This is a genomic window from Actinospica sp. (assembly GCF_035552695.1).
Classification (GTDB): Bacteria; Actinomycetota; Actinomycetes; order Streptomycetales; family Catenulisporaceae; genus Actinospica.
This window is the reverse complement of the sequence record NZ_DASZKT010000134.1, coordinates 40,462-63,157: the sequence shown is the minus strand read 5'-3', so window position 1 is coordinate 63,157 and position 22,696 is coordinate 40,462. Positions and strand designations below refer to the sequence as shown.

The 22,696-nt window shown below is 68.8% G+C and carries 22 protein-coding genes and 3 pseudogenes; 8 read left to right on the top strand and 17 right to left on the bottom strand.

All coding sequences use genetic code 11. The features are described from left to right. Window positions 1-181, bottom strand: a pseudogene (locus VG296_RS17300) (transposase); the annotation flags it as partial. Between the two features lie 201 nt (window positions 182-382). Between VG296_RS17300 and VG296_RS32920 the strand changes: the two are divergent. After that, window positions 383-991: pseudogene (locus VG296_RS32920) on the top strand (hypothetical protein); the annotation flags it as partial. Window position 992: 1 nt separating this feature from the next. On the opposite strand, the gene VG296_RS17290 reads toward VG296_RS32920, so the two are convergent. Further along, window positions 993-2,009 (bottom strand): LacI family DNA-binding transcriptional regulator, encoded by a 1,017-nt coding sequence (locus tag VG296_RS17290; protein ID WP_325566771.1) that lies wholly within the window; start codon window positions 2,007-2,009, stop codon window positions 993-995. Window positions 2,010-2,671: 662 nt separating this feature from the next. On the opposite strand from VG296_RS17290, the gene VG296_RS17285 reads away from it, so the two are divergent. The 4 genes and pseudogenes from VG296_RS17285 (at window position 2,672) to VG296_RS17275 (ending at window position 5,384) form a co-directional block, all read left to right on the top strand. Next, entirely contained in the window at window positions 2,672-4,588 is a 1,917-nt protein-coding gene (locus VG296_RS17285; protein WP_325566770.1) for a glycoside hydrolase family 6 protein, read from the top strand. Between the two features lie 69 nt (window positions 4,589-4,657). Beyond that, the gene (locus VG296_RS32915) at window positions 4,658-4,861 is read left to right on the top strand and encodes a DUF1304 family protein (RefSeq protein WP_414641103.1); all 204 of its coding nucleotides are present in this window, start codon (window positions 4,658-4,660) and stop codon (window positions 4,859-4,861) included. A gap of 145 nt (window positions 4,862-5,006) precedes the next feature. Beyond that, a pseudogene (locus VG296_RS17280) lies at window positions 5,007-5,222 on the top strand (IS1634 family transposase); the annotation flags it as partial. Window positions 5,223-5,243: 21 nt separating this feature from the next. Next, on the top strand, window positions 5,244-5,384 hold the full coding sequence (locus tag VG296_RS17275) for a hypothetical protein (RefSeq protein WP_325566768.1): 141 nt from the start codon (window positions 5,244-5,246) through the stop codon (window positions 5,382-5,384). A 176-nt stretch (window positions 5,385-5,560) separates the two neighbouring features. Here the strand turns inward: VG296_RS17275 and VG296_RS17270 are convergent, their stop codons facing one another. The 10 genes from VG296_RS17270 to VG296_RS17225 all read right to left on the bottom strand — a co-directional run bounded on the left by VG296_RS17270 (window position 5,561) and on the right by VG296_RS17225 (window position 14,618). Next, on the bottom strand, window positions 5,561-6,022 hold the full coding sequence (locus tag VG296_RS17270) for a flavin reductase family protein (RefSeq protein ID WP_349259596.1): 462 nt from the start codon (window positions 6,020-6,022) through the stop codon (window positions 5,561-5,563). A 35-nt stretch (window positions 6,023-6,057) separates the two neighbouring features. Beyond that, window positions 6,058-6,576 (bottom strand): NADPH-dependent FMN reductase, encoded by a 519-nt coding sequence (locus VG296_RS17265; protein ID WP_349259595.1) that lies wholly within the window; start codon window positions 6,574-6,576, stop codon window positions 6,058-6,060. Window positions 6,577-6,578: 2 nt separating this feature from the next. Beyond that, complete coding sequence (locus VG296_RS17260; protein WP_325566765.1) at window positions 6,579-7,982, bottom strand: MFS transporter; 1,404 nt, start codon at window positions 7,980-7,982, stop codon at window positions 6,579-6,581. A 9-nt stretch (window positions 7,983-7,991) separates the two neighbouring features. Then, window positions 7,992-9,332 (bottom strand): NtaA/DmoA family FMN-dependent monooxygenase, encoded by a 1,341-nt coding sequence (locus VG296_RS17255; protein WP_325566764.1) that lies wholly within the window; start codon window positions 9,330-9,332, stop codon window positions 7,992-7,994. After that, window positions 9,329-10,000, bottom strand: a complete 672-nt coding sequence (locus VG296_RS17250) for an isochorismatase family cysteine hydrolase (protein WP_325566763.1) — start codon at window positions 9,998-10,000, stop codon at window positions 9,329-9,331. Before VG296_RS17250 ends, VG296_RS17255 begins: the two co-directional genes overlap by 4 nt. Then, a complete protein-coding gene (locus VG296_RS17245; protein ID WP_325566762.1) occupies window positions 9,997-11,064 on the bottom strand; it encodes an LLM class flavin-dependent oxidoreductase in 1,068 nt (355 codons plus the stop codon). Before VG296_RS17245 ends, VG296_RS17250 begins: the two co-directional genes overlap by 4 nt. 27 nt (window positions 11,065-11,091) lie before the next feature. Next, on the bottom strand, window positions 11,092-12,207 hold the full coding sequence (locus VG296_RS17240) for an ABC transporter substrate-binding protein (RefSeq protein ID WP_325566761.1): 1,116 nt from the start codon (window positions 12,205-12,207) through the stop codon (window positions 11,092-11,094). Between the two features lie 70 nt (window positions 12,208-12,277). After that, the gene (locus tag VG296_RS17235; RefSeq protein WP_414641102.1) at window positions 12,278-13,153 is read right to left on the bottom strand and encodes an ABC transporter permease; all 876 of its coding nucleotides are present in this window, start codon (window positions 13,151-13,153) and stop codon (window positions 12,278-12,280) included. Further along, window positions 13,150-13,989 (bottom strand): ABC transporter ATP-binding protein, encoded by an 840-nt coding sequence (locus VG296_RS17230; RefSeq protein ID WP_325566759.1) that lies wholly within the window; start codon window positions 13,987-13,989, stop codon window positions 13,150-13,152. The genes VG296_RS17235 and VG296_RS17230 overlap by 4 nt, the downstream gene beginning before the upstream one ends. A 200-nt stretch (window positions 13,990-14,189) precedes the next feature. Next, the gene (locus tag VG296_RS17225) at window positions 14,190-14,618 is read right to left on the bottom strand and encodes a hypothetical protein (RefSeq protein ID WP_325566758.1); all 429 of its coding nucleotides are present in this window, start codon (window positions 14,616-14,618) and stop codon (window positions 14,190-14,192) included. Between the two features lie 56 nt (window positions 14,619-14,674). On the opposite strand from VG296_RS17225, the gene VG296_RS17220 reads away from it, so the two are divergent. Continuing rightward, entirely contained in the window at window positions 14,675-14,935 is a 261-nt protein-coding gene (locus VG296_RS17220) for a hypothetical protein (protein WP_325566757.1), read from the top strand. A gap of 69 nt (window positions 14,936-15,004) precedes the next feature. Here VG296_RS17220 and VG296_RS17215 read toward each other — a convergent pair whose 3' ends face one another. Then, entirely contained in the window at window positions 15,005-17,275 is a 2,271-nt protein-coding gene (locus VG296_RS17215; RefSeq protein WP_325566756.1) for a tetratricopeptide repeat protein, read from the bottom strand. 275 nt (window positions 17,276-17,550) lie between these two features. Here VG296_RS17215 and VG296_RS17210 point away from each other — a divergent pair, with 275 nt between their 5' ends. Then, a complete protein-coding gene (locus VG296_RS17210; protein ID WP_325566755.1) occupies window positions 17,551-18,081 on the top strand; it encodes a hypothetical protein in 531 nt (176 codons plus the stop codon). Window positions 18,082-18,277: 196 nt separating this feature from the next. On the opposite strand, the gene VG296_RS17205 is transcribed toward VG296_RS17210, so the two are convergent. Next, window positions 18,278-18,883: a hypothetical protein gene (locus VG296_RS17205; protein ID WP_325566754.1), complete on the bottom strand. Its 606-nt coding sequence runs from the start codon at window positions 18,881-18,883 to the stop codon at window positions 18,278-18,280. A gap of 35 nt (window positions 18,884-18,918) precedes the next feature. Then, the gene (locus VG296_RS17200; RefSeq protein WP_325566753.1) at window positions 18,919-19,614 is read right to left on the bottom strand and encodes a hypothetical protein; all 696 of its coding nucleotides are present in this window, start codon (window positions 19,612-19,614) and stop codon (window positions 18,919-18,921) included. 495 nt (window positions 19,615-20,109) lie between these two features. On the opposite strand from VG296_RS17200, the gene VG296_RS33245 reads away from it, so the two are divergent. Then, window positions 20,110-20,574 (top strand): transposase family protein, encoded by a 465-nt coding sequence (locus tag VG296_RS33245; protein ID WP_414641105.1) that lies wholly within the window; start codon window positions 20,110-20,112, stop codon window positions 20,572-20,574. A gap of 97 nt (window positions 20,575-20,671) precedes the next feature. Here VG296_RS33245 and VG296_RS17195 read toward each other — a convergent pair whose 3' ends face one another. Both VG296_RS17195 and VG296_RS17190 read right to left on the bottom strand, forming a co-directional pair. Continuing rightward, the gene (locus tag VG296_RS17195; RefSeq protein ID WP_325566752.1) at window positions 20,672-21,667 is read right to left on the bottom strand and encodes a glycoside hydrolase family 16 protein; all 996 of its coding nucleotides are present in this window, start codon (window positions 21,665-21,667) and stop codon (window positions 20,672-20,674) included. A 102-nt stretch (window positions 21,668-21,769) separates the two neighbouring features. Continuing rightward, complete coding sequence (locus tag VG296_RS17190; RefSeq protein WP_325566751.1) at window positions 21,770-22,681, bottom strand: alkaline phosphatase family protein; 912 nt, start codon at window positions 22,679-22,681, stop codon at window positions 21,770-21,772. Window positions 22,682-22,696 lie beyond the last annotated feature (15 nt).

The window sequence follows — 22,696 nt, the reverse complement described above, 5'->3', positions numbered from 1 at the left end:
GTACCCACGCGCGCTCCCGAGGCTGGTCTTCGCCGATACCAGCTCGACGCAGCTCGCCCTGGATCCGCACGAAGCCCGACCGGCGGTTCTCCCTGGCCAGGCGCAGGATCAGCGCGACGAGCTCGTCGGAGACCGGTGGGCGGCCCGGTGGTCTCGGCTGGAGCCACCTCGCTGCGAGCATCCTCTTGTGCCAGCGCGGCAGCGTGCCTGGCGTGACGATCCCGTGCCCGCGCAGCGCCTGGGCAACTGGCGGGCGAGGGCCGCGAGTACGGCCCGCCGCGGCCAGGTCATTGTCGGCTTCGGGTTTCCGCGGCGCAGAATCGCCACCTCGTGTCGGAACGCGAGTATCTCCGCGTCCTTGGACTCCGAAGAGCGGTTGGTGACTCCGGATACGCTGCTGCGCCACCGCCGCATTCCGCCCGCGCCCAGGCGCGACCGAAACACGTGGCGCCAGTTCCTCCAAGCCCACGCCGCCACCGCACTCGCCTGCGACTTCGCACAAGTCGATTGCGCGGTGACCCTCAAACGTGTCTACGTGTTCTTCGCATCGAGCTCGAGACCCGGTACGTGCACGTGCTGGGCGTCACCGCCAATCCGGACGGCGCGTGGACCGCGCAGGCCGCACGCAACCTGGTCATGGACCTCGGCGAGCGTGGAGGAGTTCAAGGTCCTGCTGTGTGACCGCGGAGGACAGGTTACCGGCACCGTCGACCACGTCCTGGCCGGCACGGAGATCGAGGTGGTCAAGACCCCGCCGCAATGCCCGCGCGCGAACGCCTACGCCGAGCGCTGGATCAGAATAACTCCCGGCGCCAACGCGCCACCCGTCCCCGGTGTCACAATCAGCCGGAGCCGCGACGAGCCGCCCGCAGGCAGCACGCCGACCAGCAAGGGCAAGCCATATCCGTTCGCAGCAGGTCAGCCGACGCTGAAGCTCACGCGGTCGCGGCCGCCCGCCCTGGGGCCTGCAACTGCAAACCCGCTGGCCTGACTCACGCCGACTCGCGGCGTACCAAGGATGTCGGCAGCGCGGTCTGCGGGTCGGGAGTCGATGCCTTGTCGATCAGCGCGAGGACATGCCGAGCCATGGTCGAACCCTGCTCCTCCACGGACTGACGTATCGTGCTCAGCGGCGGCTGGGTGTACTGGGCGATCGGATCGTCATCGAAGCCGATGACCGCGATGTCATCAGGCACTTGACGGCCGCTCCGGCGCAGCGCGCGCAGCGCGCCGGCCGCCATCAGGTCGGAAGCGGCGAAGACCGCGTCGAGATTGGGGCGGCGCTCGAGCAGCCGGGTCATCGCGTGCTCGCCGGACGCCAGTGAGAAGTCGCCGTATGCGACGACGGATTCGAGGCCGGCCGCGTCGAGTGTCGCGCTGAACCCCTGGAGCCGGTCGATGCCCGCGGCCATGTCACGCGGACCGGCTATGGTCGCGAGCTTGCGTCGTCCACAAGCGAGCAAATGTCCCACAGCTGCACGTGCTCCGCCGACGTTGTCGGCATCCACGTACGGTACGCCGCACGGAGACAAGGGCCTGCCACATACGACCGTGGGCAGGCCGGCCGTGCGCAGCGCCAGCATCAGCGGGTCGGAGCCGTGCGAGGAGACCAGCAGCACGCCGTCCACGCCACCGCGGCTTACGAAGCGGGCCGCTGCAGCGTACTCGTTAGGGTCATGTACGGCGAGGAACGCCAACTGGTAGCCGACGGGTGACAGCGTCCGGGAGGCGCCGCGCAGCAGCCGGGCGAAGAAGGGGTCCGAGAAGAAGCGCGCGCTGGGTTCGGTGACGATCGCAGCGACGGAACCGCCGCTGCGCTCCGGCAGCCGCTTCGCCCGGCAGCGCACGTAGCCGAGCCGGGCGACCGCCTCCTGCACGCGGCGGCGTGCTTCCTCGCTTACCCGGGCGGAGCCGGTGAGCACCCGGGACGCGGTAGCGAGCGATACTCCGGCGAACGTGGCCACGTCGGCGAGCGTGGGCCGGTCGTCCAGGCCAACGAGTGTGGACACCGGAATGCCTCCAGGTGAGTATGCCGAAGAACATCCCTTAACGGGCGCGTTACGTACCGGACTAAGAAAGAGTTCATCGGTTAGGGCCGTCCGTCAAGAATCGCCGCGCAATTGCGGGCCCCCAGCGGGTCGGCCGCCTGTAAGTTTCACGGCCGCGGGCGCAAAGGGGGCAGGCGCGGCAGTCTCTTCGGGAGAAGAGCGCTGAGATGGCGGGATGACCGTCGGTCTCGGTCGGTTTCCACACCGGACTCGTGGCGCCGTTCGGGCCGGTGACGGTATGTGCCGCCCAGCCGATGGTGAAGTCGGCCTTGGGGAATCCAGGGTGCGCGGCGGCTTTGGAGTCCGGGCAGCCCTGCGGCCTCCTGGATGTGGCGTGTAATTTTCGCAACACCGCCGAGCATCGACCAGGTGAAAGCGCCACCTCGGACGCGAACCGTTGACGTGTCGTTTTCGACTCGTACTTTGATGATGCGCGGTGATCGCACGGCCGCGCCCCCAGTACGGGTGGTTACTCACCCTGACTCCCCACTCACCTACCGAAGGACAGACGACCAGTGGTTGATCACCGCCGGCCGACCCGAGCTGCGTCCCTTACGCTCGCCGTCGGTGCCGCCCTACTCATGCCCTTGCTGGGCACCCATGCCGCTCAGGCGGCCACGCATATGGCCAAACCGTTCGCGGCCACGCACGTGACCAATCCGTTTGTCGGCGCGGTCTCGTACCTGAACCCCAACTACGTCTCGGAGGTACAGAGCCAGGCCTCCGCCGACGGTAACAACGCCGCCGAAGCCAAGGTCGCCACGTACCAGACCGCGATCTGGATGGACCACATCGGCGCCATCGCCGGCGACAGCACCCACCTGGGCCTGCAAGCGCAGCTGGACAACGCGGAAACGCAGTCGCAGAGTAGTTCCAACCCGGTCCTCATTGAGGTCGTCGTCTACGACCTGCCCGGCCGTGACTGCGCCGCCCTAGCCTCCAATGGTGAGATCCCGGCCACGGACGCGGGATTGACCGAGTACGAGTCGCAGTACATCGACCCGATCGTCGCGCTCGAGGGCAACGCGAAGTACGCCAACCTGCGGATCGTGAACTTCGTCGAGCCGGACTCGCTGCCCAACGCGGTCACCAACCAGAGCAAGAGCGCCTGCGCGACCGCGATACCGTACTACGAGAAGGGCATCGCGTACGCGCTGGGCAAGCTGCACGCCATAGGCTCGCAGATCTACAACTACCTGGACATCGGCCACTCCGGCTGGCTGGGCTGGCCCAACAACATGACCGGCGCCGGCCCCGAGTACGCCAAGGTCGTGCAGTCGGCCACCGGCGGGTACGCCACCGTGGACGGCTTCGTCTCGGACACCGCCAACACCACCCCGTCAGACGAGCCGTTCCTGCCCAACTCGAGCCTGACCGTTGGCGGGCAGCCGCTGGAGTCGGCGAACTTCTACCAGTGGAACCCGTACTTCGACGAGCACAGCTACGACGAGGCGATGTACAGCGAGTTCGTCTCCAGCGGCTTCCCCAGCAGTGTGGGCATGGTGATCGACACCTCGCGCAACGGCTGGGGCGGTTCGGCCCGGCCCACCGCGCTCAACTCCAGCCCGACCGACGTCAACAGCTACGTCTCCGCGAACAAGGTCGACCAGCGTCCGTTCCGCGGTGACTGGTGCAACGTCAACGGAGCCGGCATCGGCGCCCGCCCGCAGGCCAACCCCTACGGTGCCGGCGACCACATCATCGCCGACGTATGGATCAAGCCCCCGGGCGAGTCCGACGGCGACTACCCCACCGCCACCCACACCCATGGCGACCCGCACTGCGACCCCAACGGCACCCAGACCGACGGCAACGGCGGCACCTACCCCACCGACGCCATCCCCGGCTACGACATCCCCGCCGGCAACTGGTTCGCCGCCCAATTCCAGCAGCTGGTGACCGACGCCTATCCGGCGCTCGGCAGCGGCGGCACCGGGGGCGGCGACACCACACCGCCGAGCGCACCGACCGGTCTCACGGTTTCCGGCACCACCAGCAGCAGCGCCTCGCTGACCTGGACCGCATCGACCGACAACGTCGGCGTGACCGGGTACGACATCTACCGCGGCACGACGCTCGCCGGCACCTCCACCACGACCAGCTTCACCGACACCGGCCTGGCCGCATCGACGCAGTACTCGTACACGGTGGTCGCGTATGACGCGGCGGGCAACCTCTCCTCGCCGTCCGCGGCGGTCTCGGCGACGACATCCGCAGGCGGCGGAGTAGGCGGAGGCTCCGGCTGCACGGTCACCTACCAGGTGGCGAGCGACTGGGGCAGCGGCTTCACCGCCAACGTGACCGTCAGCAACCCCAGCGCCACGGCCGCCAACGGGTGGACGGTCACCTGGACCTGGCCTGGCAACCAGCAGGTCACCAACATGTGGAACGCCGACAACCAGCAGAACGGTCAAAGCGAGACCGTCTCGAACTCGAGCTACAACGGCACGATCGCCCCAGGATCCAACACCAGCTTCGGATTCCAGGCCAGCTACAGCGGCAGCAACGCCAGTCCGACGCTCACCTGTACCGCTCACTGACCCACAGCCGACAGCGGCTCCGGGCCCGCTCATGAATTGCTCGTAGTGTGGCCGGCCCCGGGCGCACGGATGACAAGCTGGTCTTGCCGCCACGCATCTCGATGCGTGGCGGCAAGTAGGGCGCGACGCGCTTTCCGCCGCTGTAGTGCTCCTGCCATAGCGGCGCTACACGCCTACATCCTGGTCCTGGAGATGTTCCTCTGGACCACACCACGAGCCGGCAACGCCTTCGGCCTGCGTTCCGCAGATAATCGGGGTCTGACGGCATGTTGAGTCGTTTCATGCCAGGTCAGGGTGTTGCCGCCTGGTGGAAACGTCGGAAGCGCGTAGTGACACGGTTAATTCAGCTACCAGCGGTGACCTGCGGACCCGGGCTGATTACCTAGGAGGTTGATCGCTAGGGTCGGCGCTCGTGTAGGTGAAGCGCTCGACGCGGCGCACCGGCGACGGCCAGGTGATCGGCTATCTGCAGTTGGCCCACAACGAGTGGGACCCGGTCTCGAAGTCGTCGAAGACGAAGGTGCTGTACTCCTTCGGCCGGGAGGATGCCCTGGATGTCGCCGGGATCCGGCGGCTGGTCGCGGCACTGTGCCGGTTGCTGGAACCCGGCGAGGCGCTGGCCGCGACGGCCCCGGAATGACCACCGGCTATCGACATGACGCACCTGCCCAAGGGCGTGTTTCACCCCCACCAGGCAGAGACCGGACCAACGGAGCCGATCAACATCGCCGCCTACCGACTACGCCGCAAACCCATCCTCGGCGGACTGACGTACGAGTACCAGATCGCAGCCTGACCCACCCCCGCCAATACGCGTAGACCGAGGCCAACGGCGAAAATTCCAATAACCGAGCCCCACAGGCTCGACGAGGCGACCTGGCAGCGGCACCGCCTCCCAGGCGCAGCCCGGTGCCGTGACCAGATAGGCGGCGACGACGCGAGGTAGCGGCATTCGCTACTTCGCTTCGGTCTTCACGGAGACAGGACTTTGATCTCGCGGCGGTGCCAGATCAGTGGACTGGGTTCCTCGTCGGAGCGCAGGGCGAGGACGCGCAGCACGATGATCTCGTGGTCCCCGGCCGGGTAGCGGTGCTCGATCACGCATTCGAGCCAGGCGGGGGCTCCGCGCAGGAAGAGGGCGCCGGTTTCGAACTCGGCGAGCTCGACGCCGAGCAGGCGGTCATGCTTGTTGCGGGAGGCGAGCTGGCGGGTCTTGTCGGCGTGGTCGGCGCCGAGTACGGAGATGCCGAGCGTCGGGGCGGTGGCGAGCGCGGGCCAGGTGGTGGAGCTGTTCTGCACGGCGAAGGAGACCATCGGCGGGTCGTGGGACACGCCGACGGCGAAGGAGGAGGCGATCATGACCTGGGGTGCGCCGTCGATCAGGGCGGCGAGGGCGACGACGCCGGAGGGGAAGCCGGAGAACGCCGCCTTCATCTCGGCGGGGTCGGCCGTGAAGCCCTGCTGCTCGTTCACTGCGATGCTCCTCGGGTCGTGGCATGTCGCTGTGCGGCGGTGGCGAGGATCGTCGGGCCCCAGCGCTCGATCCACTGCTCGCGGGTGCCGTCGTCGGTGTAGCGCGAGTCGAGCTGGTAGAGGCCTTGGGCCGGGCAGATCGCGCCGAGCTCGACGAGTACGGGCTTGAGGGTGAGCTCGGGGGCGAGCGCGTGCGCGGGGCCGCCGCCGAGCATCAGCGGGATGCCGACCTGCCCGGCGAGGCCGGTGGCGGTCTCGAACTGGTCGAGAAAGAGTTTGAGCAGGCCGGTGTACGTGCCCTTGTACGTCGGCGAGGCGGCGATCACCAGGTCGGCCGTCTGCACGTGGGCCACGGCTTCGGCGACGCCCGGTGATCCGAAGCCGAGCAGGCCGGGGCCGAGTTCGGCGACCTCCAGGACGCTCGCCTCGGCGCCGAGCGCGGCCGCGAGGAGTTCGGCGGCCTCGCGGGTGCGGGATTTGGTCTTCGGGTTGCCGACGATGATCGCAGCGGTGATGGTCATGATCCGACCTCCAGGGGGATTGCTTCCGGTTGATGCGTGGGCTGTGACGCGGAGGTGCGCAGGGCGGCGGCCGGGGCGATGCCGAGCAGCGCCACGCCGGCGAGCGCACCGAGTTCGGCGGCGTACGATGCTCCGCTCGCCGACATCGCGGCCGTGACCGCGCTGCCGAGGACGGCGCCGAACTGCTTGACCGCGTTGAAGGCGCCGGACGCCGCTCCGGCCGCCGCGTCCGCGACGGAGGTCATCGCGGTGATGGAGAACGGCGACCAGACGAAGGAGTTCGCCGCGCCGAACAGCGTGAATACCGCGGCCAAGGGCCAGCGTGAGGCGCCGTGAGCGATCAGCACGGCGCAGCCGCCGACCGAGGCTGTCAGCGTGACCGCGCCCACGGTCGCCACGAGGCGTGGGCCGAGCGCGTTGTTCATGCGCGCGGACAACGGCGCCGCGGCCAGGCAGACGACTCCCATCGGCGCCATCGTCACGGCGGCCGCGCCCGCACTCAGCCCCTTGCCGTCCTCTAGGTAGAGCATCAGCGGGATCGGCGCGGAGCCGACGCAGAACGCTGCCGCACCGGCTCCGAGTGACGCCGTGACGAATCCGTGGACGCGCAGCAGGCTGACCGGGAGCAGCGCCGCCTCGCCCGCGTCGCGCTGGAGCCGGATGACGGCGATCACGAGTACCGCTCCCGCGGCCGCCCAGGTCCAGCGGGGTACGCCGAAGGCGGTGGCCGCGCCGCCGCCGGTTCCCTGGACGCCGAGTACGAGCCCGAAGACGCCGATCGCGTTGCCCGCCAAGGCCCACAGCGGCACCGTCGCGGTGTGGCGGTCCGTGTTCGGGACCCACGTGAGCACGACGGCTGCCGTGACGAGGCCGACCGGCAGGTTGACGGCGAACACCGACGGCCAGCCCCACGCCTCGACGAGGAACCCGCCGAGCAGCGGCCCGGCGACGGTCGCCGCGCCGCCGATCGCGGCCCACAGTCCGAGGGCGACCGCGAGGCGCGGGGGTCGGAACAGCGCTCGGATGATCGTCAGGCATTGCGGTGTCATCAGCGCCGCGCCGACGCCCTGCGCGATCCGCCAGGCGATCAGCGGCCCGATCGATCCGGCGAGCGCGCACAGCAACGATCCCGCGGTGAACGTGGCGAGTCCGGCGAGGTAGACGCGGCGGCGGCCGAAGCGGTCGCCGAGTCTTCCGGCGAGCAGCAGCGGCACGGCGTAGGCGAACAGGTAGCCGCTGTTCACCCAGATCGCGGTCGCCTGGGTCGTGTGCAGCCCGGTGACGATGGCGGGCAGCGCGACGGAAGTCACGGTGCTGTCGAGCAGCAGCATGAAGAACCCGAGGCACAGGCCGGTGAGGGCGAGCCAGTCGCGGGGCCGCCGCGGTTCTCTGACGTTCATGGCACGAGCTCAGACGGCCAGGTTCTCGCGCAGCGTGCGACCGGGATAGCGCGGGGCCAGCGTTCCGCGGCGCCGCAGCTCGGGCAGCAGCAGTTCGCTGATCTCCGCCAAGCCGGAGGGCATGCCGAGCGGGCTGGAGAACATGTAGCCGCCGCGTGCTCCGGTGGCGGCGAAGTTCTCCTCCAGCGCGTCCGCGACGGCCACGGGGTCGCCGACGATCGTGTGGTCGAGTCCGGTCGCCGAGGTCCAGCCGCGTTCGAAGAGCTCGTCGCGGGTCATCGCGTGGCCCTCGCCGAGTTCGTCGACGAGGTGGCCGACGAATCCGGCCGGGCTGGCGTTGGCGGCGACGATCGCGTCGCGCAGCTCGCCGAGCTTGAATTCCTTCGGCAGCGTGGCGAAGTCGTAGCCGCAGTTGTGCGACAGGAATGTGCCGACGGCTTCGCGGCTCCAGAACTTCAGCACGGACTCGCGACGCGCCTCGGCCTCGGCTGCGGTGCGTCCGACGACCAGCTGCGTAGCCCAGAGGATGCCGATCTGCTCGGGGTCCCGGCCCTCCTTGGTCAGCGCCTCGTCGAGCATCGCACGGTGGCGCCGCTGTCCGGCGAGCGACGCCCCGAAGCCGAATATGAGGTCTGCGAACGAGGCGGAGGCGGCGATTCCGCGCGGCGAGTTGCCCGCCTGGATCAGCACCGGGTGCACCTGCGGGCTCGGCACGCTGGCCAGCGGTCCCTTGACGGTGAAGAAATGCCCGGCGTGGTCGATCGGGTGCACTTTCGCGGGATCGGCGAAGCGTCCGGTCGTCCGGTCGCGCACGATCGCGTCGGGGGCTACCGAGTCCCACAGTGCCTTACATACGGCCACGAACTCTTCCATGCGCTCGTAGCGCTGGTCGTGGTCGATCAGTTCGCTGTAACCGTAGTTGGCTGCGTCGGCGCCGCGCGTCGAGGCGACGACGTTGAACGCGATCCGGCCGCTGGTGACGTGGTCGAGCGAGTTGAGCAGCCGTGCGACGTAGAACGGGTGCAGGTAGGTCGAGGAGTAGGTCAGGCCGAACCCGATGTGCTCGGTGACGGTCGAGATCGCGGCGATGACCGGCGACATGTCGTGGCGCGGCCACTGGATGCCCCACTCGACGGCCGGCGCGATGCTGCCACGCCACGTGCTCGGCACGCCGGAGCCGTCGCCGAAGAAGAGCATGTCCACACCCGCGCGCTCGGCGGTCTGCGCGAGCTCCATATACATGCGCACGTCGGGGAAGTCGCGCCCGACCCAGCTGCCTTCGCGCGCCCACCGGCCCTCGGTGTGCGTGAAGGACAGGTCGTACGCGATGTGCATGTTCCCACTGGTCATGGGCTTGCCTGCTTCCAAAGCGCGGCCACCTCGTCGCTGTCGCAGAGCACCGCTATGTTGAGCGCAAGCTGCGCGAGGGCAGCCTCGTGCACGACGGCGTCGTACGCGGCGGTGGCGTCGCGGGCGACGAGGACCGGCCAGTCGAGTTGCAGCGCGTCCTGCGCGGTGGCCTGGACGCAGCATTCAGTGGTCAGGCCGACGACGGTCAGCCAATCACAGCCGATCTCCTCGCGGAGCCTGGTGTCGAGATCGGTGCCGAGGAAGCCGCTGTAGCCGCGCTTGACCACGCACAGTTCCCCCTCGGCGGGCTGCGTCCCGTACCACTCGGCGCCCGCGGTGCCCAGGACGCAGGGTTCGTCCTCCCCCATGGGCGCGTCGTAGTCACCGGCTCGCAGCCATCCGCTCGCCCGCCAAGGCCGTGCCGGATCGCTGCCGAGTTCGACCCACACGACCGGCACGTCCAACTCGCGTGCCGCGCCGACCAGTTCCGCGACTTTGCGCACGGCGGAGTCGAGGTCGGCGAGCACGGCGTCGGACAGGTCGAGGGCACCGAGCCGGCAGGGGTCGGCGAAGTCCCGCTGCACGTCCACGACGACGAGAGCGGGCTTGCTGCCGGGCATGGTCAACTGCGCGAGCTGGGCTCGGCGGAGTTCACTGAGGCCGGTCATGCCGCAGCCTCCGCGTCGTGTGCGCGCAGCGCGGGCAGCACCGTCTCCCCGAACAGCAGCATGTCCTTGTCGTACTCGGGGAAGATCAGCATGAGCCCGTCGAGCTCGGCCTCGTGGACGATGTACGTGATGTGCTCGATCAGCGTCTCCGCGGTACCCGCTACGTACGGCGTCTGGAACGCGGCCTCGCCGACCGCTCCCGCCGCCCACGCGCGCGCCTGCTCGGCGGGAATGCCCCAGGACGAGCGCATCAATGCCAACGCCTCCCGGTCGAGCCCGGCTCCCCACTCCTCGACCTTCCGCTTCGCCGCCTCCTCGGTCTCGTCCTGTACGACGGTGAGCATCGAGTAGGTCTTACACACCCGGCCGTTCGCCGCCGCGCGCTCGTGCACGTCGCGCGAGAGGTCGCGCATCTCCTCCATGGTGTCGCTGGCCAGGAAGGCGCCGTCGGCGTACTTGGCCTGGAACGCGCGGGCGTCCTCGGAGCGTCCGGCGCTGATGATCGTCGGACGCACACTGGGGTGCGGGCGCGACTCGCAGTCTTCGAGGTTGAAGAACGGGGTGTGCATCGTCACCGAGTCCTCCGACCAAAGCCGGGTCACGGCCTCGGTCCACAACTCGGTCATCACGTACCGGTCCGCGTGGCTGAGTTCCGGGTCCCACTCTCCGTACTGCTCGAACTCGGCCGCGTAGGCGCCGTTGACGATGTTCATCCCGGCCCGGCCGCCGCTGACGTCCTGCAGCGTGGTGAACATCTTCGCGGCGATCGCCGGGTTGAAGACGTTCGCGTGCATGCTCGCCCAGATCTTCACCCGGCTCGTCGCCTCCGCCAGCGCCGACATCAGCGTCATCGACTCCAGCGAGCGGCCCCAGTGGTCGGTGCTGCCGCCGAAGCCGCGCCACTTCGCCATCGACATCACGAAGTCGAGGCCGATCTCCTCGGCGTGCACGGCCGCGCGCCGGTTCCAGGCGTAGCTGGCCTCGGGATGCGGAGCCGTGGTCGAGAGCATCCACCCGCCGTTCCCGATCGGCAGGAAGATCCCGTAATCCTTAACAGCGCCCATGATGTGCTGCCCTCCTTCTCTCCTCGGCTACGGCGCGGGCCAGACGAGCGTGTCGCCGCTGTAGTCGGCCTTGATGTACGAGTCATCGAACCAGGACGCCGCCTGCGTGGAGGTGACGCTCGCCGGGATGATCGAGAACTGGTGCAGCATGTCCACGAGCGCGGTCACGTTCTTCGAGTCGATGCCGCCGAGCGGCTGGCCGGGCGTCGGGTTGTCGGTGACGGTCTTCGTCTCGGTGTTCCAGATCTGCTCGTTGAGCTTCGTGTCGTAGGTCGGCCCGGACAGGTTCGCCGCGTAGCCCACGCACTCGGCGCCGTGCGCCTGGCTGGAGGTGCAGTAGGAGTAGGCGTGCAGCGCGGCGCGCAGCAGGTCCTGGACGGCGGTCGGGTGCGCGGCGGCGAACGCGGGGTTGACCGCCATCGCGCCGAGCGAGCTGGGGATTCCGTAGTCGACCGGCTGCCAGACGGTGACCTTGTCGCCCGCGTTCTCGAGCTGGTTGGGCTCGTTCGACACGAACCCGGTCAGCGCTTCGAGGCCGCTCTGGTGGCGCGGCAGCACGGTCGGGTCGTAGCCCTCCTTCACGATCTGCAGCGAGCTCCAGTTCACGCCCGCCTTGACCAGCATCGCGCGCACGGCGGCCGGGACATAGCCCTTGTCGCCGACGACCTTCCCGTCGAGCTGGGTGAGGCTGGTGATGTCGCTGTTCGTCATCAGGATGTCGAGCCCGGCGTCCGAGTAGGACGAGATCCCGGTGATGTCGATGCCGTTGGCCCGCGCCTGGATCAGGTCCTGCTCGGCCACGGCCGCGATGGAGGCCTTTCCGCTGGCCAGCAGCTTCGTCTCCTGCGCGGTGTCGCCGCTGCCCGCTTCGAGGCGCACGTTCAGGCACAGATCGCTGAAGTAGCCGAGCTTGCTCGCGGCGACGTACTCGAGGATCGAGGCCGAGGACTGGTACTGGTAGCCGGACAGGTAGGTGATCTGGCCTGCGGCTCTGTTCTCGGCGCAGCGCTGCGACGAGATCGCCGAGCCGGACACGGAGGCCGTGGCGCCGCTGCTCGAACCGCAGGCGGCGAGCCCGAGGGCCGCGGCCGCGGCGGTCAACGCGGCTATTCCGGTTCGGACGAAGTGGTGGTGTCGGGGCATGGTGCTACTCCTTTTCCGGGCAGGGTGCAGCGTCCCGTCGGGATCGAGGGGATCGGGTGGGGAACGTGGACTAGGTGCGGTCGGCCGAGCTCTCGTGCCAGTGCAGGGCGCGGCGTTCGATGACGGTGATCACGAGCATCAGCGCCGAGCCCATCACCGCGAGGACGCCGATCGCCGCGTAGACGACCGCGAGCTGGTTCATGGACGAGGCGTTGCTGATCACCGTGCCGAGGCCGCCGGTCGACCCGGACGCGGACAGTTCGGCGACGACGGCTCCGATGACAGAGAGCGGGGTGACGATGCGCAGCGCGGCGAACAGGTACGGCAGCGCGTTCGGTACCCGCAGGTGGACGAGCATCTCGAGCCGCGAGGCGTTCATCGTCTTGTACACCTGGAGCACCGGCTGCGGCACCGAACGCAGGCCCACGGCCGTGTTGATCAGGATCGGGAAGAAGCAGATCAGCGCCGTGATGATGAGCTTCGGCGCCGAGCCGAACCCGAAGGCCACTACCAGCGCGGGGGCGATGGCCACCAGCGGCGTCACGTTCAGCACGACGGCGATCGGCATGACCGCGCGGCGCACGAGCGGGGCCTCGCTCATCACGACTGCGAGCAGGAACGCCGCGACGAAGCTCATCGCCAGGCCCAGCAGCGACTCCTCCAGCGTGATCCCGGCGTTGCGCAGGTAGTAGCCGGGATTGCGCGAGAGCGTCTCGCCGACCGCGCTGAGCGGCGGCAGCAGGTAGGGCATGCGCGCCGTGCCCCACTGCCACAGCCCGCCGAGCAGCGCGAGCATCACGACCAGCGGCAGCCAGATCGCCGGACGAATCCACGCGAGCCGCGAGCGCGGGTGCTTCAGGCTCCAGCGAGAGGGCTCGCGGGGCACGATGCCGGTTTCGGTCTCTGCCACGGGGACCGCCGTGGTGCGCTGCGACGCCAGGCTCATCGGTTCGTCCCCCCGACCGTCGCGGCGTCGGTCGACCGCCAGGCGCTGCGCAGCCGATCCCGGATCAGGTCCTCGTACGCGTGGAAGTCGCGCTCCTCGAACAGCCGCTCACCGCGTGGTCGCGGCAGGTCGATGTCGACCACGTCCACGACCCGGCCGGGCTTCGGCGCCATCACCACGACCGTGTCGGAGAGCCGAACCGCCTCGGACACCGAGTGCGTGACGAACAGGACCGTCGTCTTCAGCTCATCCCATAAATCAAGCAGCTGATCTTGGAGGCTCTCCCGGGTGAACTCGTCGAGCGCCGAGAACGGCTCGTCCATCAGCAGCACCTCCGGCCGCAGCCCGAAGGCGCGCACGATCGCGGCACGCTGCTGCATCCCGCCGGACAGCTGCGCGGGCAGCTTGTCCATCGCCTCGCCGAGCCCCGCCTTGCGCAGCAGCTCCCGCATATCAGGACTCGCCGAACCGGCCGCGCGCCGCCTGCCCGCCCTGGGGTTGATCTTCTGCGGGAGCGTGACGTTCCTCAGCACCGACAGCCAGGGAAGCAGCGCGGGCGTCTGCGGGACGAAGCCGATCAGCTTCGCGGCGCAGGCCTCGGCGGGCGTCATCCCGTGCACCAGGACGCTGCCGGCGTCCGGCTCCTCGAGACCGGAAACCAGGCGCAGCACGGTGGACTTCCCGCAGCCGCTCGGGCCGATCAGGCTGACGAAGCGTCCCGGCTCGATCCGCAGATCCGCGCCGCTCAGCGCGACTGTCGCGGAGGAGTCGAAGCCGTAGACCCGGCGCACCGAGGAAAGCTCGATCGCCGCCGCACGCGGTGCCTGCTGCTGCATGCAACATCCCTCCATACCGTCGACGGGCACAGCATTCGCGTGGAATCGCTGATGCTGGCGTTGCCCGGTCCGTATGGCGGAGAGCGTGCGTAGCGAGAGACCTGTGTCTGCCACGCGGAATTCCGCTGCTTGGTCGGTAACGCTAACGACGGGTTGTTGCGCGAAAACGCGTCCCCGTGTTGCGGCCGCGTGAAAAAGCCTCAGGGTCGCGGCGGCAGCGGATCGACCCGCTCGCCGGAGAACACGTACACCTCCACGCCCAGGTCCGCCGCCGCGATCGCCACCCAGCCGCCGAGCGCCTGCAGCACCGGCTCGGTCACCACCAGCACGGCACGCTCCGCGCTCGGCACCGCGGCACGCAGCCACAGCAGCTTGAACAGATCGGCCATCACCTTATTGCGATACGATGGCTTATAGGCACCCTGGTTCGCGACCAGTTGCGCGACGATCCGCCCGTCCGAGTCGATCCCCTCCACCTCGACCCGCTGACGCCCCTCCGGCAGCAGCAGCGGACGCGGACGCAGCCGGGCCCCGAGCGCGTCCCCGGCCGCGACCAGCATGCGCCGCTCCACCGAGTCCTGGCCGAACCGGCTCCACTCGGACGGGGAGTCCGCGATCGTCAAGCTCATGACGGCGAGTCTAGGTAGCGAGCGTTTCCCCCGTGTTTCCCTCTTGCGCGGTGTATGTGGCCCAGATCAACCGGGTCGAGAACCTGATCGATGGCCTGCCGACGCAGCCACAGGGTGCTTACAGCTGCCCGGCTGACTTCGACTCCGCCTCAGGTTCCTTGCTCGCTCAGGTACAGATCCACCCGAATGGCTGCGGCGGTGCGGGCGTCATCGTCGGCGGGCGGCAGGAGTCAGAACTGTCGGCCTACAGCGATACCGCGCAGGAGATCCAGGAAATCATCGGGACGCACTTCCCGTTGACCCCGCGCGTGCCGTAGCGGCAATACGAACACGGCCTGCTGATTCGGGCTCGGGTCTATCCCGGGTTGTGATGCGTGTATCCGTTATCAGCCGATCTGCAAACTCTCAGCGAGATCGAGCTTTGCCATGACCTTGTCGGCGTCGGGGTGGCCGAGCTCGTTGAGGATTTTCAGGGCTTGCCGGTAGGCATGCTCGGCGGCGTTGGGATCCCTGCTCGCGCGATAGGTGTCGCCCGAACGGAAGAGCGTGTCGGCTTCGTAGTACCGGTCGCCGAGTTCGCGGTGCAAGCTCAGGGCGCGGCGGTAGCAGTCGAGGGCTTCGGTGTAGCGGCCGAGTTGGTGGTGGACGAACCCCAGGCTGTCCAGGGTGCCGGCCTGCCCGTATCGGTTGCCTGATGCCCGGTGGAGGACCAAGGCCTCGCGGCAGGTGGCGAGGGCTGCCTGGTAGTCTCCGAGCAGGGCCTGGAACCATCCGGCGTTGTTGAGCGCCTTGGCCTGGCCGATCAGGTGTCCGGCGTCTCGGAACAGGTCAAAGGCCTGGCGTGCGTGGTCGAGGCCGCGCGCCGGTTCGCACCGTCGCTCCCACACGATGGCGATGTTGTTGTGGGTGTTGGCTTGTCCGGTCTGGTCGCCGGCGCTGATGTACAGACCGAGGGCGTGGCTGAGCAGCGCATGTGCGTCGTCGAGGCGGCCGAGTCGCGTGTATGCGCGGGCGAGTTGGCGGTGGGCGAGGGCCTGCGCGTCCGAGTCGGTCAGTCGCGCCGCGGCAGCAACCGCGGTGCGCCCGACGGAGGCGTGGTCGTACCAGTGACCCTGCCAGTCGAGGAAGGTCCACAGGGTCCAGGTCAGCTGCCACGCGTGCGCATCCATTCCCGCGGCGGCGGCGAGGTCGACGGCGGTCAGCAGCACCGTGTGTTCGGTGGTGAACCAATCCAGCGCGCCCTGGTAGTCGGTGGGGCGTTCGAAGACCACGCCGGTATGGGCAGGCGCGAGGCGGATCGAATCCCGGTCCTTGTCCAACAGGCGGTCCGCCGCGAAGGCGCTGCGCAGATAGTGGTCAAGGATGCGTCGGGTCGCGGCGTCGCGCTGCCGGTGGGGTTCGCCGGTGTGGGCCAACTGGATGGCGTACGCGCGGAGCAGGTCGTGCAGCGTGTAGCGCCCGCGGGTGTTTTCGGCGATCAGGTTGACTCGGGTCAGTTCGGTCAGCAGCGACTGCGCCTGCGCCAGAGGGGAGGCGGCGAGGCTCGCCGCGGCCGGAGCGCTCAGGTCGGGCCCGGGATGCAGGCCGATCAGCCGGAACAGCCTGGCCGCCGGAGCGCTCAGTGTGGCATACGACCAGGAGAACACGGCCCGTACGTCGGCGGCCGGGTCACCACCGTCGAACACGTCGAGGCGTTGCCCGGCCTGATCCAGTTCCCCGGCCACCTCCGCGAGGGAACGGGCGTTGGCCTCGGTCCGGGCGGCCACGATGGCCAGGGCGATCGGCAAGCGGGCCGAGGCGGCGATGATGCGTTGGACGGCCTCGGGCTCGGCGGCCACCCGCGCCGTGCCGAGGCGGGCGCTGAGCAGTTCACGGGCCTCGGGCACCGTCAGCAGGTCGAGCGTCAGGAGGCGGGCGCCGTCGACGGCGGCCAGGCCGGTCAGCTGGTTGCGGCTGGTGACCAGGACCGCGACCGTGGGGCTGCCGGGCAGCAGCGGCCGCACGTGGCACGCGTCCCGGGCGTTGTCGAGCACGATGAGTATCCGGCGGCCGGCGATCAGAGTGCGATACAGGGCGGTCTGGGCGTCCAGGTCGGCTGGAATCTGGGCCGGGAGCACACCGAGAGCGCCGAGGAAGCCCCGCACCACCTCGGTGGGGGCAGCGGGTCGCCGGTCGGGGGCGAAACCGTGCAGGTTGACGTACAACTGGCCGTCAGGGAAGCGGTCCGCGACCTGGTGCGCCCAATACACCGCGAGCGCGGTCTTGCCGACTCCGGCCATCCCGTCGATCGCCGAGATCGCTACCGCATCCCCGGCAGCGGTCGCGCCCAACAGGCCGGTGAGCGTGTCCAGTTCGGCCTGTCGGCCGGTGAAGTGCCGAACCGCTGCGGGCAGTTGCCGCGGGGTTTCGGGCGAGGCTCTCTCGGCGCGGCCGGCGCGCAGCCGGGTCATCCGCTCGGTGCCGTCCGCGTCCGGGAGCCCTAGCGCGGCCGTGAGCAGCTGAAGGGATCTGGGGTAGGGCCTGCCGATCCGGCCCCCTTCCAGATTGCTGATCGTCCGCACGCTCACCCCGGATTTGGCGGCCAGGTCTTCCTGTGTCAATCCCGCGGCGTGTCGCTCCTGCTTGAGCCAGGTTCCGATGGGCCGTGCATCGTTCACGTGTCGCCTCGCACGTTGGCCGCCTCTCCGGCACGAGATCAGAGCTCTAACTTTCTCCCAGCCGTGCCGGATCCTACAAGGCCCCGGCCGGCAAGGGTGCCGGTTAGTTTGCCGGTCGGATGACGTGGGCTTCGGCAGGTCGAACGGGGAAACTGGCGGCTGTTGACAGGGCGTCAGTGTGCGACGGAAGTAAGGAGTCGGACGCACTCAGCGCGCCCAAACCCTTTGTACAGGGCCGCCGCCTGAAACCGGCGGATGAACGAGAGGAGCAGTGAATGTCCCTAAGCAGGCGATCGAGCGCCATCGCGGCGTCGGCTGTGCTCGCGGCGAGTTCGATTCTGGGGCTCGGCGCGTCACCCGCCTCGGCGGCGTCGGTCACGCCTTCCTGCGCCGCGGATGCCGTGCTCGGCATCACCTCGGCGACCTACCACTTCATGTGGGACAACGCCACCTGGTTCCATGACGGGCCGGGCGGCTCGGTCACCGGAACGGTGCAGACGCAGCGGACCATCAGCGCGACGATCTCCGCCGGGGCCGAGGTCTCGACGGACGAACTGGTGGTTGCCGCGAAGGCAACGGTCAGCTCCTCGGCGACGAAGTCGCTGGTGACGACGCTCGGGCACACCTACACCCACACCATCCCGGCCGCAGACTACGGGAACCTGAAGTACGGCGGCTGGGGCTACTCCGTCAGCTGGACGTACGAGTACCGGCAGTCGAACTGCGTGATCAAGGTGCTCCAGAAGGGCACCGGTCAGGTGCCGACCGTGGCGCAGGGTTGGTATTACTACAACACCACAAGCTGAACAGGGCGTAGCGTTGCGGCCGACCGGCACACGCCGGTCGGCCGCAGCGCTATGCGGTCGACCCCCGACGTCGTTCCAGCCCTCCGACAACACCGCGGTGGGCGGCAACCGGATTCCAGCCCGCCGCCCCACAAGCTCCGCACGACGCAGCGACGCTGCGCTCATCGTCGACACGGAAGCCGACGTCGGGAGCAGCTCAGCCGTTCAACGGCGTCCCGGCGATCAGACACGTGAGATACAAGCTCACGATGACGAAGCCGCCCAATGAGCCGACGAGGACGAACACCCCGAGCAGCGCCCGCCCTCCCGCCATAGGGCGCGTTCGCCTCCTCATGCCGAGCCTGTCCTTGACGGCGCTGGAAACGCGAACCGCGCGCGCCTCGACCGCGTTCTTGACAGCCCTGTCGATACCGTCGACACGATCGGCCGACAGGCGCACGCCCCAGCGATCGCGAAGCCGTAGCTCGTCCCAGAACTGCCCGGTTCTGCCCAAGGCCTGGAAGCGTCGCACGCTGACCAACTCGTCCAGATCAACGGCGCGCAGCCCGGTGAGGGTACGACCTACGACGAAGCTCCGGCCGCCGCTGTCGACCAGTCGAGCGCGCGAGCTCATCCCGAACCAGACCGGAAACACCAGGAACCAGCCCATGCCGCCCGCGCCCATGCAATAGCCGGTGCAGCGTTCGTTGATCGCGTGTGCACGCACCAGAAGCCCGATCACCGCGTCGAATCCCACCCAGGCACCCAGCACGATCCCCAGCGCCCACCGGGCACGCCGCCGCGCCACCCGCGACGGGATCACATCCCGCGGCCCGTCCTTCCCGCCCCGCCGCCACGTCAGAGCCATCGAAATGCCGAAGCGTCGTCGTCTTCATCCGGGTCGGTCGGCGCCGGCGGCCGGGACGGGCGCGCGGGCACTGCATCGCGCGGCGGTGTGGGCACCGATCCGCGGGACATCACAAGGGGAACGCTGGCCAATCCGCCGACCAGCCAGCCCGCGACTCCCAGGGTGGTCTGCCCCAAGGCCGTGAACACGCCAAAGGCGACTGCGCCGAGGCTCGCCACGATCGCGGCCCCACGCATCCAGCCGCCCCGCCGCGCCGCAAGCCGGAAGAATCCGCCACGCCGCCAGTACTGGAACATCGCAATCAGCGCGAAGCCGACGAACGCGAGCGCGAACGGAAGCGGGAGCGCCGGGCCGCGTGGCACCGCGACATGGCCGCGCAGCATCTGCACCACGCCGACCACGGTCACGATCGGCCCCAGGAATGCGAACGGAATCGCGATAAGCCTGGCCAGCTTCACACGGTCGGCCAACTCCTCCTCATCGGACTTCCGGCGCATCCACTTCCACGGCGGAACGCGCCGCATCCAGGACGACGAGGCGTACGCGCTTCGCGTGAACATATCCGCGAACCCGCGGAAGTTGGTCACGAGGCCCAAGCCGATCACCGACGCGAAAAGCCCCCAGGCCAGCAGGAAGAAGCCCGGCGCGGCCTGCTGAGCGGATGTCGCGGAAGACGCCGACCCCATCAGAGCACGCCGCCAAGGCTCGAACCATGCGCGCTGCCGACACAGCTGCGACAACCGACGCGCGGTCGGATCGCCATCAAAGACCCCCCGAACTCTCATGACCAAAACACAGCGGTGAAAGTGAACATCCGTCCAGAGCCCCGCGCAAGCGGCAAGTACGGTGACGCACGACACCCTGAGCATGGTGCTGTGAACACGTGCTCGGCCTGGCCGGATCGTGGATTCCCACGTAAGGGAATCAGTGCCTTGTCAATAGCCGGTCGATCCTGGCTCTGGCGTGGATTCAGTGATCCGTGCTCGGCGATCTTGACGAGGGCAAGCCGGCAGCCCGGTTGAGCCAGAGGTCTGACGTATGGGTTCATAGTTTTGGCCGGGATTCTGTTATACCGCCGGGATGACCGAGGCTGATCTTCTGCGGGTGCTGTTCCCGCACTTCACGGGCGTCAGCGTCGACCGGGTAGCTGACCGCGGAGCGCTCGTGCGGATCACGGCGGCATCGACCCAGGCCACTCACGCTGCCCGTCCCGCGGGTACAACTCGTCGGCGGTGCACAGCGGCTACGAGCGCAGCATCGCCGACACGGCGGTGGGCGGGCGCCGACTGGTGATCGAACTGACGGTCCGACGGTTCTTCTGCCGCGACCCGGCCTGCCCGAAGAAGACGTTCGTCGAGCAGGTCCCGGGCCTGACCTCCCGGTACGGGCGCGACACGCTCGGCCTGCGGCGTATCGTTCCTGGCCAGGCACGCTCGGATGGGAGGCTAATCAGAGGGAGTCGGGTGAGAGGCGCGAGAACATCCGCGCCCACACGGCCTGTCCAACACGCCGGGCTCCGCGAGAGTGCCCAGGTGGCATCCTTGCGGGACGGGTGCGAATCAGATCTCTGGGATTGGGAAGATCCGGGGAGGACGCCGCGCGAAACCCGGCAGCAGACAGCAGAGATGCGCAGAGATCTGCGCTAGCTTGCAGCATACTGCGAGGTAGGAGCCAGCGATCTTTGAATACTCGCAGATCACCGGCCCTCACCGGCCACGGGAGAGATCATGCAGTAGAAGCCCGTCAGTCGGGGCGGTAGACGGTGGCCCAGGCGATGTAGATGTCGGCGGTGGCCGAGGCGTTGGTGGCGCGATCCGGGACGGTCTCGCTTTGCAGGACCCAGTGCATCGGGGTGTTCGGGATGCGGCTGGTGGCGGTGCCGATGACGGTGCCGTCGAGGATGAAGGTGCAGGCCGAGGCGGTCCATTCGATAACGCTGGTGTGCCAACCTGATGAGATCGGGACGGGGCTGTCGAATTCGTTCTGGTCCGAGTCGGAGGTGGCGCCCTGGCGGTGCATGTAGGCGGTTATATCTCCGTTGACCTGGCCTTCCGGGAAGTCGATCTCGCCGTCGCCGGGGAACTTCTCGCTGTCGGGCCACAGTAGCCACGCGAGCTTGAAGCTGTCGGTGGGCGCCTTTACCATCCAGCGGATGGCGTATCGGCCGTAGAGCTGGCCGCCTTCGCTGCCGACCGGGTCGGGGATCTTCGGGACCGGCGCGGCGACCATGGTGACGCCGTTGTCGGTGTACATGTGCAGGTGCATCATGCCGTTCTGGATGCTGATGACCTTGGACGGGCTGTAGGTGCCCTGGCCGCTGGTGTCCTTCCAGCCGTCCGGGTAGTCCCACCATTTGGCCTGGACCGCCGCGGGCAGGCCGGTGCAGGTGCGGACGGTGCCGTTGTCGCAGCCGGAGAATCCGCCGACCGGCACGTCGGTCTGGAAGTCGTCGGCGAAGATCTGGTGCCAGCCGGGCAGGTCCCCCACGGGCATCGGTTCGGCGCCGGCGCTCGCGGTGCTCGCGCCGGACGGGGTCGACGTGGAGGACGCGGAGGTGGCCGGGGCGCTCGACGGCGCCGAAGCTCCGGACGTTCCGCTCCCCTGCGCTCCCGCGGTGCTGGTCACGGCGGCCGCGCCGCCGCCGTCGCAGCCCGCGAGCGTGCCGGTGGCGGTGATGAGGGCGGTGGCCGCGGCCGCGAGGATCAGGCGGTGCGGCCGTCGGGCTCGCCGTCCGCGCACTCCCCCGGGTTTCCTGGCGGACGACCGCATCATCACTCCTCGTCTCTGCGATCTCACTTTAAGTGTGCACCTGGTGGTCGGCAAGCAGCGACCCGCGGTCGGCTAGCGGCTGAAAATGTCGCTGATGGGCGTGGCGGTGGCGGATTCGTCGGCGGCGGGCAGCCGGTAGAAGTCCTCGATGGTCCGCAGCACGTTGTAGTGGGTGATCTGTTCGTCGTACGTGCCGGGGTGGATCTTGGCGCCGACGATGAGGGTGGGGATCTGGTTGTCGCTGGAGTTGTCGTCCTCGTCCCAGGTGACGATGAGTTCGCTGTTGTGCGTCTTGGCCCACTGCGCGTAGCCGTCGATGTTCGTCTTGAGCCACGTATCGCCCTGGGCGATGGTGCCGTCGTGCATGTCGTCGGTGAGGTTCGGGACGACGAACGAGACGGTCGGCAGCTTCGAGTAGTCGCTCGGGAAGGCGGCGAAGGTGCGGTTGTCCGTGGCGGGCACGTTGGTGAAGTTGACCCAGGGGTTGTGCTTGCGGGCGTACTGTCCGGCGGTGCAGCCGGTGTATCCGTCCTGCGGCATGGATTCGGAGTAGCCGGCGAAGCTGAGGCCGGCGGCGATCAGCTCGGAGCCGAGGTTCGCGTTGGTGTAGGTGTGCGGGCAGCTGTCGTCGTCGAGGCCTGTGGTGGAGCCGGAGAACAGGGCGAGGTAGTTCGGTTCGCTCGGATGGGTCACCGCGTACGAGCGGCTGAACGAGGCTCCTTGGGCCGCCAGGGCGTTGATGTAGGGGGCTGCGGAGCTGCCGATGATGTCCGCGTAGGAGTGGTTCTCCATCATGACGACGACGACGTGGTCGGGGCGCGGGAGCGGCGCGGTGGCGGTGTGGGTCTGGACGGACGCCGTGGGCGCGTCGCTGCCCGTGCTCGCGGCCTGCGTCGCTGTCGAGGTGCAGGCGGCGGTGGCCAGTGCGAGGGCGGCCGCGATCGTGGCTGCCGCGGTGGTTCGGGGCTTGGTCCGGGTTCCCATGATGTGTTCCAGCCG

Coding starts and splice junctions, on each gene's coding strand:
- VG296_RS17285 (WP_325566770.1), top strand. CDS start 2,672: ATGGCCAAACCGTTCGCGGCCACGCACGTGACCAATCCGTTTGTCGGC.
- VG296_RS32915 (WP_414641103.1), top strand. CDS start 4,658: ATGACAAGCTGGTCTTGCCGCCACGCATCTCGATGCGTGGCGGCAAGT.
- VG296_RS17275 (WP_325566768.1), top strand. CDS start 5,244: ATGACGCACCTGCCCAAGGGCGTGTTTCACCCCCACCAGGCAGAGACC.
- VG296_RS17270 (WP_349259596.1), bottom strand. CDS start 6,022: ATGAAGGCGGCGTTCTCCGGCTTCCCCTCCGGCGTCGTCGCCCTCGCC.
- VG296_RS17260 (WP_325566765.1), bottom strand. CDS start 7,982: ATGAACGTCAGAGAACCGCGGCGGCCCCGCGACTGGCTCGCCCTCACC.
- VG296_RS17255 (WP_325566764.1), bottom strand. CDS start 9,332: ATGACCAGTGGGAACATGCACATCGCGTACGACCTGTCCTTCACGCAC.
- VG296_RS17250 (WP_325566763.1), bottom strand. CDS start 10,000: ATGACCGGCCTCAGTGAACTCCGCCGAGCCCAGCTCGCGCAGTTGACC.
- VG296_RS17245 (WP_325566762.1), bottom strand. CDS start 11,064: ATGGGCGCTGTTAAGGATTACGGGATCTTCCTGCCGATCGGGAACGGC.
- VG296_RS17240 (WP_325566761.1), bottom strand. CDS start 12,207: ATGCCCCGACACCACCACTTCGTCCGAACCGGAATAGCCGCGTTGACC.
- VG296_RS17235 (WP_414641102.1), bottom strand. CDS start 13,153: ATGAGCCTGGCGTCGCAGCGCACCACGGCGGTCCCCGTGGCAGAGACC.
- VG296_RS17230 (WP_325566759.1), bottom strand. CDS start 13,989: ATGCAGCAGCAGGCACCGCGTGCGGCGGCGATCGAGCTTTCCTCGGTG.
- VG296_RS17225 (WP_325566758.1), bottom strand. CDS start 14,618: ATGAGCTTGACGATCGCGGACTCCCCGTCCGAGTGGAGCCGGTTCGGC.
- VG296_RS17210 (WP_325566755.1), top strand. CDS start 17,551: ATGTCCCTAAGCAGGCGATCGAGCGCCATCGCGGCGTCGGCTGTGCTC.
- VG296_RS17200 (WP_325566753.1), bottom strand. CDS start 19,614: ATGGGGTCGGCGTCTTCCGCGACATCCGCTCAGCAGGCCGCGCCGGGC.
- VG296_RS17190 (WP_325566751.1), bottom strand. CDS start 22,681: ATGGGAACCCGGACCAAGCCCCGAACCACCGCGGCAGCCACGATCGCG.